Origin of the sequence: Streptomyces sp. MB09-02B, from assembly GCF_033794485.1 — a bacterium.
Classification (GTDB): Bacteria; Actinomycetota; Actinomycetes; order Streptomycetales; family Streptomycetaceae; genus Streptomyces.
This window is the reverse complement of the sequence record NZ_JARGEE010000001.1, coordinates 76,061-89,313: the sequence shown is the minus strand read 5'-3', so window position 1 is coordinate 89,313 and position 13,253 is coordinate 76,061. Positions and strand designations below refer to the sequence as shown.

10 protein-coding genes and 1 pseudogene are annotated in these 13,253 nt (G+C 71.2%); 4 read left to right on the top strand and 7 right to left on the bottom strand.

What is annotated here, in order from left to right; genetic code table 11:
- Positions 1–16: 16 nt before the first annotated feature.
- The 3 genes from P1P70_RS00365 (at position 17) to P1P70_RS00355 (ending at position 3,165) form a co-directional block, all read left to right on the top strand.
- On the top strand, positions 17–871 hold the full coding sequence (locus tag P1P70_RS00365) for a GNAT family N-acetyltransferase (protein ID WP_319233520.1): 855 nt from the start codon (positions 17–19) through the stop codon (positions 869–871).
- Positions 872–992: 121 nt separating this feature from the next.
- Positions 993–2,456 (top strand): ornithine decarboxylase, encoded by a 1,464-nt coding sequence (locus P1P70_RS00360; protein WP_319233518.1) that lies wholly within the window; start codon positions 993–995, stop codon positions 2,454–2,456.
- Between the two features lie 145 nt (positions 2,457–2,601).
- Entirely contained in the window at positions 2,602–3,165 is a 564-nt protein-coding gene (locus P1P70_RS00355; protein ID WP_319233517.1) for a hemerythrin domain-containing protein, read from the top strand.
- Positions 3,166–3,259: 94 nt separating this feature from the next.
- On the opposite strand, the gene P1P70_RS00350 is transcribed toward P1P70_RS00355, so the two are convergent.
- From P1P70_RS00350 to P1P70_RS00335, 4 genes and pseudogenes are all read right to left on the bottom strand, one after another.
- Complete coding sequence (locus P1P70_RS00350) at positions 3,260–3,430, bottom strand: hypothetical protein (protein WP_319233515.1); 171 nt, start codon at positions 3,428–3,430, stop codon at positions 3,260–3,262.
- 161 nt (positions 3,431–3,591) lie between these two features.
- A pseudogene (locus P1P70_RS45625) lies at positions 3,592–3,831 on the bottom strand (NAD(P)-dependent dehydrogenase); the annotation flags it as partial.
- Positions 3,832–3,930: 99 nt separating this feature from the next.
- Positions 3,931–4,590: a GAF and ANTAR domain-containing protein gene (locus tag P1P70_RS00340; RefSeq protein ID WP_319233572.1), complete on the bottom strand. Its 660-nt coding sequence runs from the start codon at positions 4,588–4,590 to the stop codon at positions 3,931–3,933.
- 99 nt (positions 4,591–4,689) lie between these two features.
- Positions 4,690–5,505 carry an SDR family NAD(P)-dependent oxidoreductase gene (locus P1P70_RS00335; protein ID WP_319233513.1) on the bottom strand — a complete coding sequence of 272 codons (816 nt, stop codon included), beginning with the start codon at positions 5,503–5,505 and terminating at the stop codon, positions 4,690–4,692.
- A 175-nt stretch (positions 5,506–5,680) separates the two neighbouring features.
- Between P1P70_RS00335 and P1P70_RS00330 the strand changes: the two genes are divergently transcribed.
- Positions 5,681–6,838 (top strand): aromatic acid exporter family protein, encoded by a 1,158-nt coding sequence (locus P1P70_RS00330; RefSeq protein ID WP_319233511.1) that lies wholly within the window; start codon positions 5,681–5,683, stop codon positions 6,836–6,838.
- A 126-nt stretch (positions 6,839–6,964) separates the two neighbouring features.
- Here the strand turns inward: P1P70_RS00330 and P1P70_RS00325 are convergent, their stop codons facing one another.
- From P1P70_RS00325 to P1P70_RS00315, 3 genes are all read right to left on the bottom strand, one after another.
- Positions 6,965–8,461: a family 43 glycosylhydrolase gene (locus P1P70_RS00325; RefSeq protein WP_319233509.1), complete on the bottom strand. Its 1,497-nt coding sequence runs from the start codon at positions 8,459–8,461 to the stop codon at positions 6,965–6,967.
- Positions 8,458–11,748 carry a discoidin domain-containing protein gene (locus tag P1P70_RS00320; protein ID WP_319233508.1) on the bottom strand — a complete coding sequence of 1,097 codons (3,291 nt, stop codon included), beginning with the start codon at positions 11,746–11,748 and terminating at the stop codon, positions 8,458–8,460. Before P1P70_RS00320 ends, P1P70_RS00325 begins: the two co-directional genes overlap by 4 nt.
- Positions 11,749–11,954: 206 nt before the next feature.
- Positions 11,955–13,088 carry a PP2C family protein-serine/threonine phosphatase gene (locus P1P70_RS00315; protein ID WP_319233507.1) on the bottom strand — a complete coding sequence of 378 codons (1,134 nt, stop codon included), beginning with the start codon at positions 13,086–13,088 and terminating at the stop codon, positions 11,955–11,957.
- Positions 13,089–13,253: the final 165 nt, after the last annotated feature.

Here is a 13,253-nt window from a genome sequence, read left to right as displayed (position 1 = left end):
GGCGTCCCGTGGTGGGATGCGGCACGTGAGCGAAACGTTGCGGGCCCGCGTCGAGCGGTACTACACCACCGTCCCGTCGCTGTTCGCGGACGTCGAGGAGTACGGGCCGCTGCGGCTGTTCGTCCGCAGGGAGCCGGGCGCCCCGTACTACGGCGGGCCCGGTCATGCCCAGCCCGTCAAGGGCAGGGCCGCGGCGATCGGTGCCGCCGACATCGCACGGGTCCGGGCCCGGCAGCGTGAACTCGGTGTCCCGGAGGCCTTCGAGTGGCTGGCCGAATCGGCGCCGGCGCTGCGGGCCGGCATCGAGAACTCCGGACTTCCGGTGCTGGAACGCCCGTTGATGGCACTGGACCCGGACCACCGCGTCGACCCGCACCCGGCGCCTGACGGTGTGACCGTCCGGGCGCTGACCGCCGACGACCCGTGTCTTCCCGCGGCCCTCGCCCTGCCACGGCTGGCCTTCGCCGACGAGGGCACCGCGGTGGGCGCGGCGGACCGTGCGGAGTTGGCGGCGGTGGCCGGGGAACTGAGCGCGGACGGCACCGTGGAGACGGTCCGCCCTGCTCTCCGCGCCGGGCACAAGGCGCTCGTCGCCGCCCTCGCCCCGGACGGTACGCCGCTGGCCGTCGGCCACTTCCACCCGATGGACGGCACCACCGAGATCGGTGGCATCGGCACACTTCCCTCCGCCCGCCGACAGGGCCTGGCCGCCGCCGTCACGGCCGCCCTCGTCGCACACGCCCGCGACCACGGGGTGCGCACCGTCTTCCTCGCCCACGCGCAGGACAGCGTCGCCCGCATGTACTCCCGTCTGGGCTTCCGTCCCGCCGGCTGCACCCTGCTGATCGCCGACCAGCCCGCCCGGTCGTGACCGTCGAGCGCCGATCCCGATCACGCCGGAACGGGTCCTCCGTCCTCGCCCGCTGGTGTCGATCGCCCTCCAGGGGTACCCGTGGGGCTCCGTCCACGGCGGGCGATTCCTGGAGGTAGCGATGGACCATTCACGGGTGCCCGTGCTGGAGGCGTTGCGGGAGTTCCGACGGTGCGGGGACGTCGTCTACGGCCCGCCGGGGCACAGGCAGGGGCGTGGCGTGGACCCACGCGTCACGGAGGTGCTCGGAGCCGATGTGTTCCGCTCGGACGTCCTCTCGCTCAACGGGCTCGACGACCGCCGGCAGTCGCAGGGAGTCCTGGAGCAGGCCCAGGAGTTGATGGCCGACGCGGTCGGCGCGGAGCAGGCCTTCTTCTCCACCTGCGGAAGCTCCCTGTCGGTGAAGACCGCCATGCTGGCGGTGGCCGGCCCCGGCGAGAAGCTGCTGCTGTCGCGCAACGCGCACAAGTCCGTGATCGCCGCCGTGGTCGTCAACGGGGTCGAGCCCGTCTGGGTGCACCCCGAGTTCGACACCGAGCGCCACATCGCCCACCCCCCGGAGCCCGACGACGTACGACGCCAACTGCGGCAACACCCGGACGCCAAGGGCATGCTGCTGATCACGCCCGTCGACTGGGGCACCTGCCCCGACGTCCGGGGCGTGGCCCGGGTGTGCCACGAGTTCGACATCCCCCTCATCCTGGACGAGGCCTGGGGCGCCCACCTCCCCTTCCACCCCGACCTGCCCGCCTGGGGCATGGACGCCGAGGCCGACCTGGTGGTCACCAGCGTCCACAAGATGGGCGGCGCCATCGAACAGAGCTCCGTCTTCCACCTGCAGTACGACCGGGTCTCCCTGGAGGCCCTCAAGCAGCGGGAGGACCTCCTCGGCACCACCAGCGCCTCCACCCTGGTGTACGCCTCCCTCGACGGCTGGCGTCGCCAGATGGTGGAACAGGGACACGACCTCCTGGACGCCGCGCTGCGCCGCGCCGCGCGGATCCGTACGACGATCGGTGAGCTGCCCGGTCTGCGACCCATGGGCCGGGAGGTCGTCGAGGAGGGGCTCGCCGCCGACTTCGACCCGCTGAAGATCGTGGTCGACGTACGGGAGCTGGGCATCAGCGGTATGCAGGCCGCCGAGTGGCTGCGCACCGAACGGCACGTGGACGTCGGTGGCTCCGACACCTGCCGGATCAGCGCCTCGATCACCCACGCCGACGACGACGAGACCGAGAAGATCCTGCTGGACGCCCTGCGCGCGCTCGTCGACGGCGCCGACTCCCTCGAACGGCTGCCCGCGGTGCACCTCCCCGGGCCCTCGGACCTGGAACTGGAACAGGCCATGCTGCCGCGCGACGCGTTCTTCTCCGAGGCGGAGCACGTGCCCGTCGAGCGGGCGGCGGGCCGCATCGCCGCGGAGATGATCAGCCCCTACCCGCCGGGTGTGCCCGCCGTCGCCCTGGGCGAGGTGATCACCGACGCCGTCCTCGACTATCTGCGCAGCAGCGTCGAACACGGCGTCCTCATCCCGGACGCGGCCGACGCGTCGGTCCGCACCCTGCGTGTGGTGGCGAGGCGCTGAGCAGGGCGGACACCCTCGGGGGACAGCCCGGAAGGGCCGCGTGGCTGGGCCGTTCGCGGGTACTCGGGGTCGCGCCGGGGCGCCTGAGGAGGCCCGCGGGTACGGATGGGGCGGAAGCGTCGCATCGAGGAGAGGAGCGGACGACATGGGACACGGTGGAGACGTCATCGACGAACTGACCACGGACCACGGGGAAGTGGAGGAGATGTTCGGCCGGATCGAGGCACTGCCCTCCGGTGACCCCCAGCGCAAGCAGCACATGGACCAGGTCACCATCGAGCTGGTGCGTCACTCGGTCGCCGAGGAGGCCTACCTCTACCCGGCGGTCCGCGAGCACCTCCCGGACGGCGACGCGATCGCCGACCGCGAGCTGGAGGACCACGCCGAGGCCGAGCGCACCATGAAGGCGCTGGAGCGGTGCGAGGCCGACGACCCGGACTTCGACCTGTTGGCCACCCAGCTGATGACCGAGATCAGGTCGCACATCCAGGACGAGGAGAACAACCTCTTCCCCAGGCTGCGTGCGGCCTGTTCGGCGGACGCCCTGAACAGCCTCGGCGACAAGGTCCGCACGGCCAAGAAGACGGCACCGACCCGGCCCCACCCGGCGGCGCCGGACACCCCGCCGGCCAACAAGTTGCTCGCCCCCGGCATGGGCCTCGTCGACCGCATGCGCGACGCGCTGACCGGCCGGGGCAAGGACGACTGACGCGGCGGACCGCGGCGGTCGGGCTGCGGCGGTCGGGGCGGAGAGCGCCGACGGGCCTGACGACGGGCGGACGACGATGGGCCGACCTCCGTCGTCAGTCGTCACCCCTGACGATGTGCGATTCCGTCCCGGCCCCCGCAGCACGGGTGCCGTCCCGGTCCCTCAGGGCGGGCAGGCACAGGCGCACACCCTTCCCGCGCCGGCGCCGGGCCTCGGCCCAGCCGCTCTCCCGGACGACGAGCTTTTCGACGGTGTGCGTGCTCACGACATCTCATCTTCTTTCCGAACCCGAGGGCCAACCGCTTCTTGGTGTGCGCCCACGGGTTCCCGGTGGGGGAGGGGTCAAACGGCGCTCAGGGCAGCGGGGTGCCGCCGGTGGCGTTGAGGATCTCCGCCGTGACGTGCCTCGCCCGGTCGGACGCGAGGGGTGAAGAGGACGTCCGCGCCCTCCCGGGCGTACGCCGGGGCCACCGCGCGGCCGATACCGGAGTCCCCGCCCGTCAGTACCGCCGTGCGGCGCCCGACGCCGCGCGGGGCGCCGACCTCGGTCGCGGCCGAAACCGGTGCGCAAGTGGTCCCCGGTTCCGGGGTGTGGGGAGCCGGGCAGGGGGGACTTGGTGGGAAGGCCGGGTTCGACGGCGATCCCCTGGGGGTCGGCCCGGCCAGGCTTCTCTGGTTCTGACAGTGTGCCGGAGGAGCCGTCCCCTCGACGTTCTCAGGGGCTCACCCGCCCTGATGTCACGGGCCGGCCCACCCGCCGTGGCGTCAGAGGCCGCCCTGCTCGCAGACCCGGCGGGCGACCTCGCGGAGCTTGATGTTGTGTTCCTGCGAGAAGCGGCGCAGCACGTCGAACGCCTGCTCCTCGGTGAGGTGGTGGCTGCCCATGAGGATGCCCATGGCCTCGCCGATCACATGGCGGGTGGCGACGGCCCGCTCCAGCTGGGCATGGGTGCGCGCGCTGGAGAAGGCGACCGCCGCGTGCGAGGCCAGCAGCCAGCCCGCCAACTCGCTGACCTCGCTGAACGCGCCGGACCTGCGCGAGTAGAGGTTCAGGGCCCCGAGGTCCTCGTCGTCGGTGAAGAGCAGGAAGCCCATCATGCTGCCCACACCGAGACGGCGGGCCCGGGGGGCGTAGACGGGCCAGCGCGGCTGCTCGGCGGAGAAGTCGGAGATGCGGAAGACCCGCTCACCCTCCGAATCACGGGCGGCGTCGAAGCACGGCCCCTCCCGCAGCCGCTCCTGCAGCCGGTCGCTGTCCACGACCACCTGGTCCGTGGCGGCGAGCGTCTCCACCGTCGTGCCGTGCAGCACCAGGATGCCTGCCGCGTCGCAGCCCTCCACCAGTTCGGTGGCCGAGGCCGTGATCCGCTCCAGTGTGGCGTCGACCGAAGGCTGTGCCAGCAGATCGCGCGCCATCGACGCCATCTGCTGTGCGAACCGATCCCAGTCCACACCTTCCTCCGTTTCACCCGGCCCGGACAATTCGTCGTACCCAGCCTCGCACGCGTCCCCGGGGAGAGACGGCTACGACAGCCGCCTTCCCGGGGCGCGGCACGGTACGCCACCGTCTTCACGGCGGGCGGGAGTCACCTGGTGTCGACGATGCCACCGGTGACGGCGATGACCTCGCCGACCGTGTAACACGCGCTCCAGGGGCGCCTCGCCGCCGATCCGGGCCAGTCCCTCGGGCGGCATGTGCTGGTCCGCCTCGTTGAGCGGGGTCCAGGTCGGGCCCGGGGCCACCACGTTGGCGCGGACTCCGCGTGTGGCCAGGTGCGGGGCGATCGACTTGGTGAGGGTGATCAGCGCGGCCTTGGACGCCGCGACGAGGTGGAAGTACGCGTAGATGTTGGTCTTGAACGTCCGGTCGAAGTCGTCGGCCGTCAGCTGCTCCAGCTCGAGCTTGCTGTTGAGGTAGGCGGCGTTGCTCACCAGGACGTTCAGCCCGCCGAGCCGGTCCACGGTCCGCTCGACGGCCTCCCGGCAGAACTCCGGGTCCTTGAGGTCGCCCGGCAGCAGCAGGCAGCGCCGGCCCTGCTCCTGAACCTCCTGGCGTACCTGTTCCGCGTCCACGTGCTCGTCCGGCAGATGGACCACGGCCACGTCGGCGCCCTGCCGGGCGTACAGCAGTGCCACCGCCCGTCCGATGCCGGAATCGCCGCCGGTGATGAGCGCGACCTTGTCCGTCAGTTTTCCGGCGGCGCGGTACCGGTCCGCCCGGTAGCGCGGCGCGGTGCGCATGTCGGCCTCCAGACCGGGCCGTCGCTGTTTGTCCGAGTCGTAGGGCGGGGACGGCTCGGCGGTGACCTGCGGTGCGGGCTGTTCGTGCCGGGACGGCAAGGTGGGTGCCTTTCGCCGGTGCCGTCCACGGCGGGGCGCCGTCGGCCGGGCAGCGCGCCGTGCTCGCACGCATCGCGTGCCCACGATGACGAGGACCAAGCCGCGACCGTGCCCGTCCGCCGAGACATCACGATCGGCAGGTGCGGCTCGCCCCTGGCGTGGCACTTGGTGGGGCATGGAGTGGACCGGCAGGGCGATGCGGGAGGCGCGGCGGCGCGGTGCGGCCGCCGTGCGGACGGTGCGGTTGGCCTGGGCCGGACCGGGCCGGGAACGGGATCTGGTGGCGCAGGCCGGCAAGGCGGCACTGGCCGCCTGGGTGGCCTGGGCGGTCGCGGGCTGGTGGCTCGCGGCCCCCATGGCGTTCGTGGCGCCCTGGGTGGCGGTCGTCCTGGTGGAGTCGACGGTGTTCCGGTCGCTCGCCCACGGGCTGCAGCAGCTCGGGGCCATCGCGGTGGGCACGGTGGTGGCCACCGGCGTGGCGCTGGTACTCGACCACACGATGGTCACGATGGCCCTGGTGCTGCCGACGGTGCTGTTGCTGGGCCAGTGGCAACGGCTGGGGAGCCAGGGCGTCTACGCGGCCACGGGCGCGCTCTTCGTGCTGACCGGCGGCCCGGTCACCGTCGCCGCGTCGGCCGCCCGGATCGCGGAGGCGGTCTTCGGCGCGGTGGTGGGCGTCGCGGTCAACGCGTTGGTCAGGCCCCCGGTGTATCTGCGCGACACCCGCGCCGCGTTGCGGGACGCCGCCCGGGAGGCCGAGGCCATCCTGGACGCGGTGGCCGAGGGGTTGGCCGTCGGCGAGTGGGAAGGGCACCAGGCGGGGGAGTGGCACGAGCGCGCACTGCGGCTGGGGCGTCTGGTCGATCAGGCCCGGCAGGCCATCGGCTGGAGCAAGGAGAGCATGCGGGTCAACCCGTGGGGACGCCGCCGGCACGCCGTCGCCCCGCCCGGCAAGGCGTACGCCGACGCGCTGGCCGTGCTCGACCACGTGGCCGTCCACACCTCGGGCGTGACCCGCACGGTGTGGGAGGCCGCCGACGGCGGAGGGAAGGCCGCCCGGCCGGCCGAGGCGATCGCCCGGCCCTACGCGGACTTCCTGCACCGCACCGCCCGCGCCGTCAGCCTCTACGGACGGACCCGGTTCGCCCCGGGCGGCCACGACGACGCCGGCGCGGAGGAGCTCCGCGAGGCCGTCGGGGAACTTCACCGCACCCTCGACGACTTCAGCGGGCGGCTGCCGGCCGCGGTCGCCGACGACCCCGACGCGCTGGTGACGTACGGGACGCTACTGGCCCAGGCCCATCGCCTGGCCGATCAGCTCGTCCAGCACTGAGCCGGCGTCGGTCACGGCGCGTTGCCCGGTACTTGTCCGGACCGGCCACCGGCGTCCGGCCACCGGCGTCCGCCACCGGTGTCCGGACACTGGTTCCGGACACCGGCTCGCGGCCGCTCGTCCCGGCTACTCGCCCGACGGTGCGTTCAGGGTGACGCCCGTGGCGACCGGGGTGCCGAAGTTCGGAGTGCCGTCGGCGTTCCAGGTGAACTTCTGCGCTCTGGTGGACCGGTTCATGTCGCAGCCGCCGGAGGCGGAGCTGTTGGCGTGGTACACCATCCAGTCCTCGGTCCCGTCGGGCGACTTGAAGAAGCCGTTGTGGCCGGGGCCGTACACGCCGGCGGCGTCGGACCGCTGGAAGACCGGGTTCGGGGACTTGACCCAGGAGGCGGAGTTCAGCGGGTCGCCGCCGTTGTAGGTCAGCATGCCCAGCTTGTAGTCGGGCGTGGAGCAGTGGCTGGCGGAGTAGATGATGAAGGTCCTGCCGCCCCGCTGGAGGACCTCTGCCCCCTCGTTGACCGCGCCGCCCACCGTCTCCCAGCTGTACGTCGGCGTGGACAGCACCCGGCGGGTGCCGCTCGCGGTCCAGGGGTTCGACAGGGGCCGGATGAACATGGGCTGCGAGCCGTTGTAGTAGGTGCCCAACAGGTACAGCTTCCCGTCGAGTCGCAGGATGCCCGGGTCCAGCTCCCACGTGTTGTCCTGGGTCGGGTCGAGCAGGTCGGCCTTGAAGCTGTAGGGGCCCATCGGGTCCAGGCCCGCGCTCTCCAGGACATGGATCCGCTGGGTGCCCAGGTCGAACGGCTCCCGGCCGGCGGTGTAGTAGAAGTACCAGCGCTTGCCGTTGGGCCCGTCGAGCAGATGGAACTCCGGTGCCCACATCGTGCCGGCCCCGTTGGGCCGGGTCAGGTTGAAGATCACCTGCTCCGTCGCGCCGGCGAGCCCGGCCAGCGTGCTCGACTTGCGCATGGTGACCGTCGAGTTCCAGGTCGTGGTGGCGAGGTAGTAGAAGCCGTCGTGGTACGTCAGCCAGGGGTCGGGACCGCGCTGCACCAGCGGGTTGGTGAACGTCTTCGGGGCGGTGCCGCCGCCGGTGAAGCCGGGCAGCCGCCACACCCTGCCGCTCGCCGTGGCGCACGGCAGCTGCACCAGGTTGGTGTTCGAGGCGGAGGAGCCGCCGCTCGGGGTGACGCACTTGCCGGAGCCGACGGAGACCAGGTTGAAGGTCCTGTCCGTGCCGGAGACCGCCACCGGGGTGAGCCGCCACTGCTGGTTGGTCGCGCTGTGACAGGGCCACTGGATGATCGCGGCGTTGTCCGCCGTGGAGGCGCCGGACACGTCGACGCACCGGCCGGACTGGGTGGTGATCGTGTACACGTCGGCCGTGCCCGCGACCGGTGTGAAGGAGAGGCTCTGGTTCGCCCCGCCGGCGCAGGCGAAGGCCCGCAGCTGTGTCCCGTTGGCGGTTGAACTGCCGGGCAGGTCCAGGCAGTTGCCGCCGTTCTGGTTCACTCCCGTCGAGGTGAAGGAGACGGCGGCGGCCGCGGGCTGGGGCGCCACGAGGAAGGCGACGGCCATGGCGATGGAGGCGATGAGCGCGGACAGGGATCTGGAACGGGTCACGGTCCGTACACCTTTGCTTCGAGGAGACCGACGGAGTTGGTGCCGCTGCCGGTGAGCAGCACCCGGAGCCGGGTGGTGCTCGTGGCGTCGAAGGAGACGGAGTTGTACTGGTTCTTGGCCAGTGGATAGGTCCCGGCGCCCGGTACGTCGACGTACGCGCTGCCGTTCCAGTACTGGAGCTTCCACGAGGCAGGCATGTCGATGCCCTGGTCGTCGTCGAAGAAGTACACCTCGGCCTTGTTCAGGGTCTTCGCCGACGGCCAGGTCAGCTCGGCCCACTGCTGGCCGGTCTCCGGCCAGGTCCCCCAGCGCGGGTTCACGGTGTCGTTGGACGACGGCGGATCGATCCCGTCGTTGACGGCGGTGACACTCTCCCAGGAGGAGGTGTACGACGCCGACGCCGTGGCCGACGTCGCCAGGTTGCCCGGTGGTTGGACCCCACCCCGGTTGAACACCTTGACCTCGGTGAGGCCCGTCTTCGCGCCGGAGGCGTTGGTGGCGAGGACCCGGACCCGCTGGGCGCTGACCGACGGGAACTGCACCCGGTTGTAGTTGGCCCGTGGTGCCGTCGGGCTCTTCGTCTGGTCCGGGACACCGACCCAGGTACTGCCGTTGTGGTACTGGATCGTGTACGAGGAAGGCGCCCGGTACGTCGTGCTCGCCGGGCGGCTGTCCTTGAAGTGCAACCGGACCTCGTTGAAGGTGCGCGTCGTCCCGAAGTTCAGCTCGTACCAGTCCTGGCTGTTCGCCGAGCCGCCCGCACCCCAGAAGGGCTCGTTGGTCGGGAGGCCGTCGACCGCGCCGGCGACATTGCTGCCGGAGCCGGTGTGGGAGGCGGACACGGTGGCGCCGGCGGCGAGGTTGGTGAGGTCGGCGGTCAGGTCGACGCCCGCCTTGGCGAGCATGTCGACCATCTGCGGGCTGTCCTGCACGACCTGGTTCGGCGCCTTCAGCCCGGCCTTGGCGACATGGTGGGTGACCGTGCCGCTGGTGGTGACGTCACCCGTGGCCGGGTCCCAGGTCAGGGGCACCAGCGAGTTGACGGTGGCGACGCGGTCGCCGTTGACGTAGACGGAGTAGCCCTGCGGGATGCCGGGGTAGCGCACCACGCCGTCGGCCGGGTCGTCCCAGACCACGGACAGGTCGGCGCCCCGGTAGCGGAGGTTGTTGACGGTGAAGTGACTCCAGCCGATGTCGATCGGGGACAGCTCCACCTTGGCGTCGTTGCGTGGCCGCAGCCCGGCGACGTCCTCGATGACGGTCCAGTTGCTGCTGCCGAGGATGTTGTGGTGGATCCAGGAGCGGTAGTTGACCGAGCTGCCGTTCCAGTCCGCCCAGAACTCGTTGGCGTCGGGCCACTGGGTGTTGCCGCCGACGTACTGCGCCCAGGTGTTCCAGTAGAGGAGCTTCTTGTAGTCGGTCGCGTTCATCCAGGAGTTGGGGTAGTTGCGCAGCACCGAGGAGTACAGCCGGAACTGCACGGTGGAGTTGATGGTGGAGAAGTTGTTGGAGCCCGGCTCCCCGGCGTCGGCCGCCGCCTTCTTGTCGACCTGGTTGGCCGTGTAGAAGGGGAAGATCGGGTACTGGGCGGGATCGTCGTACAGCCGCAGCGCCTGCCGGTACGTGGCGGTGTTCGGGACGGCACCGACGGAGAACGGGTAGTAGTTGTTGATCTCCTTCCAGGGCACCCACTCGTTCGTCGACTTGAGCCGGTGCTCGAACAGCTGCCGGTTCGGGTTCCAGAGCACGTTCACGATCGCGTCCTTGATCTGGTTCGCGAGCGTGCGCAACTCGGTGGCCTTGGCCGTGTTCCCGATCGACTCGTACGCCTGGGCGGCGGCGAGCGCGCCGCTGTACTGGTACGCGGACTCGGCGCGGTCCATGTTGCCGGGCTTCCAGTGGAAGGAGACGGCGTCGGCGTCGTTGCCGGTCAGGGCGCCCCAGTCGTATTCGATGAGCTTGTTGTTGTCATGGTCGTAGTGCGCGAGCTGTCCCTTGACGTCACCCTCGGCGTAGCGGGCCAGGTTGGCGGCGATGCCCGGCTGGCCGCCGTGGATCTGGTAGCTCTTCCAGGCTGCCTCGGCGATGTACTGGGTGTAGCTGTTGGACCAGTTCTCCGGGTCGCCCGGGTTGTCGAGGAAACGGCCGCCCTTCGACGTCTGGCCGACGCTCAGCCAGTCCCCGTACGCGTAGGCGGGGTTGCGCAGGTACTTGAGGTCGTCGATGTGCATCGGCTGGGTGAGCGCGATGGCGTTGTTGTAGCCGAGGACGCCCTCGGTGGACGTCGGGAACTGGAAGGTCTGCCCGGGGATGTCGGCGTCGAGGCTGTTGAAGCGCATCAGCCACCAGCGGTAGTAGATGTTCTTCTTGATCGCGGGCTCGGGCACGTCGATGTAGGGCACGTTCTGCGCCCACCACAGGTTGTAGGCCTTCACGTGGGTGGCGAACGCGGTCGCGGGTGAGTACCCGGCGTAGGCGTTGTACTCGGTCAGTGACTGCGGTATCTCGTCGGTGACGAAGCCCATGACCACCTTGGCCGTCACCGTGGCCCCGGCGGCGACGGTCACCGACCGGTTCAGGCCGGCGTTGGCGGCGCTGAAGCCGTCGCCGGTGAGTCGAGGACGGAGCGTGGTCAGGTTGTTGTAGGCGTTGACCTGGCCGGTCAGCTCGCTGCCGCTGCCCGAGGTCGCGTACGGCGAGGTCGCCCGCAGTTGGAGCGTGGTGGACGCCGAACCGTTGTTCCTGATGGCCAGGTTCGTCACGGCGACGTTGTTGTCGGTGATGAACTTCGTCTGGTCGACCGTGATAGAGCCGCTGGTGTGGACGCTCTTCCAGTGGCTGGGGGTCTGCCGCCGCTGGGCGACCTGCTCCGTGAAGGTCCCCGGGGTGATCGCCACCGTGTAGGCGCTGTTGTCGTTGATGCTCTCCCAGTAGGCGGACTTGCCGCCGAAACCGAGCTGGGCCGGGTTGTGCTCCTTCATGAAGAGGGCCCGGCCGCGGCTCATCAGCCAGGGCCCGGCCGGGTCGTTGCCGGAGCGGGCGAGCAGGCGGTCCATCCAGAAGTCGGTGCCCGAACTCTCCGCGTCGTAGATGGCCTTCATCATGTCGCCGGAGGTGTGGGCGACCGGTGGTGCCGGGATCGCGGGCCCGCCGAAGGTGGGGAACCCGATGGTCTGCGCCGCCGCGGCCGGGGGAGCGGCGACGACGGAACATGCGCTGAGGGCCAGGGCGACGAGGAGACACCTCGTGCGCCGGCGTCGAACCAGGAGGACGTGCGGTCTTCTCATCGGAGGCTTCCTGTCCCGTTGACGACACGTGCGCGCGAACCGGGTGTGCGGAAAAGCGACCTAAAAGGTTTTCGCAACGTAGGAGCGGGCTGTTGAAGTGTCAAGGGAGGTGGAAGAGAGGCGAGTTCACGGGGCACGTGGTTCAGGACACGCAGACGTCACACGCGCCCCCGTCCCCCGCTGCGGAAACCCTTTTCGGTCCCTGTTCAGTGGCGTGGTGACCGGCGGACCGTCAGGACGGCCACGTCGTCGTGCCGGCCGCCGCCGCCCGCGTACGCGCGGGCGTCCTCGTACAGGGCCCGGGGCAGATCGGTGGGGGAGAGGTCGAGGTGCTCGGCGAGGCGTTCGTCGACCGGGTAGAACGTGCCGTCGGCGGCCCTGGTCTCGGTGAGGCCGTCAGTGCTCAGCAGCAGCGTCGCGCCCTCCGGGAACGCGAACCAGCCCACGATCGTGGGTTCCAGGGCCAGTTCGGCGAGGCCGAGCGGAACCCCGGAGTCCAGCGCGGCCGTCGTCACCGTGCCCTCGTGCACCACGTGCGGCGGGACGTGCCCGCAGTTGACGGCCTGCACCTCCTCGCCGTGCGCGTCGATGCCGATCACGAGGGCGGTGACGAAGCGCTCGTCGTCACCGGTGTTCTCGGCGTAGGAGTTGTGCCGGACGACCGCCGCGTCCAGGGCGTCGACGAGGGCGGTGAGCGTGGGCTCGCGATGGGCGGCCTCGCGGAAGGCGCCGATGACGGCGAACGCCGCGCCCACGGCGGCCAGTCCTTTGCCCTGGACGTCTCCGATCAGCACCCGGGTCCCCCAGGGCGAGGCGACGACGTCGTAGATGTCCCCGCCGACCAGCCGGTCCTCCTGGAGGGGCTCGTAGACGCCGTTGACCAGGACGTCGTCGGTGAGCAGCGGGAGCGGGTGCAGGATGTGCCGCTGCATGGCCACGGCCGTGGACCGCAGCCGGAACATCTCGTGCTCGCGCCGGATCCGCCGGTGGCAGGCGTACACCGACGCCACGCCCAGGGCGAGGGTGAGCAGCACGAGGAGGAGCCGGTCGACCCACCGGTCGGCGTCGACGTTGCGCACGACCGCCGTGGTGGTCACCACGAGCGTGGTCCACCCGGCGACGAACGCCGTCTGGCGGACCGTGCACAGCGCCGACGCCGTGCCCGGCAGGAACACCAGCAGCCCGAGCAGCCACACCTCGGACCCGGACAGCACCCCGAGCGCCTCCACCACGGCGGTGACCCCGAGCACGCCGAGGATCAGTTCGGCGTTGCGGGGCGGCTCGATGGCCTCGAAGGCGTCGACGGCCTCGACAGGTCTCTTCCGGCGGATACCGGCCATGCGGGACTCCCGGGCAGATCGTGATCTCCCCGTACGTTAAGCCGGGTCCTCCCACGGGCGGGAACCGCCCCGCCGGAGCGGCCGGAGCCGGGGGTCGACATGGACCTTCGGCCCGGCGCCGGCCTCGGCCGGGCGCTCACCGGCGAGCACCGGGCCGGCCTCGCC